This window comes from Nitratidesulfovibrio liaohensis, from assembly GCF_011682075.1.
GTDB lineage: Bacteria > Desulfobacterota > Desulfovibrionia > Desulfovibrionales > Desulfovibrionaceae > Cupidesulfovibrio > Cupidesulfovibrio liaohensis.
Genome location: NZ_VSMK01000677.1, coordinates 1 through 816 on the forward strand (window position 1 = coordinate 1; position 816 = coordinate 816).

Consider the following 816-nt stretch of genomic DNA (forward strand, 5'->3'; position numbering starts at 1 on the left):
CGCGTTGCGGGCCACGTCGGTGGCGGCGGCGTTCATCTCGTCCATGGCGGCGGCGGTTTCGGTGGCGTGGGCAGACTGCATGCGCGCGCCGCCTGCCGCGTCCTCCACCTGAGTGGCCAGCACACCGGCGGATGCCGCCACCTCGCGGGCAATGTCCACGGCCTGCGCGGCCACGGCGGCGATCTTCTCGTTCTTGGCGCGGATGTCCGCCTCCTGCCGCCGGATGGTGGTCAGGTCGAAATACAGGGTGAAGGCCCCGGTCTGGTTGTTGTCCAGGTCGAACACCGGGTTGGCGTTCACTTGCAGGATGTGCTCGCCGCCGTCGCCAGCCACGGTCATTTCGCCTTCCACGCGGGCGCGGGTTTCCAGCGCCTCGTCCGAGCGGGTGCGGCGGCTGGCGTCGCCAAAGAAGAATTCGCCCACCCGCTGGCCGTGGTAGTCGGCGGGCTTGCCCGGTTTGCCCGCAAGGTCGAGCAGTATCTGCCCCACAAAGGTGATGCGGCCCGCGTTGTCCAGGGTCATGCACGGGAAGGTGCGCGAAATGGCGTCCAGAATGCCCTGTGCAAAGCCCAGGCGGTCCTTCAGCCGGGCCACCATGTTGCGGATGGAGCCGCGCAGGGCGTCCAGTTCCGCCGGGAAGCTGCCGTCGATGGCCGCGTTGAAGTCCCCCCCGGCCACGGCCTCGGCGTAGCTGCCCAGCCGGTCGATGGGGGTCATGATGCGCGCCACGATGCGGAAGGCCACGGCGCAGGCGGCGGCCAGAAACAGCCCCAGCGCGATGACGGCGACCCCGGCCATGCGGGCGCCGGTGGCGGA

General features: G+C 70.2%; 1 protein-coding gene. It reads right to left on the minus strand.

The genetic code is table 11. From position 1 onward, the window contains the following. A partial coding sequence (locus FVW27_RS17700) for a HAMP domain-containing protein (RefSeq protein WP_243838552.1) occupies positions 1–798 on the minus strand: 798 nt, incomplete at its 3' end. Between the last annotated feature and the right edge of the window lie 18 nt (positions 799–816).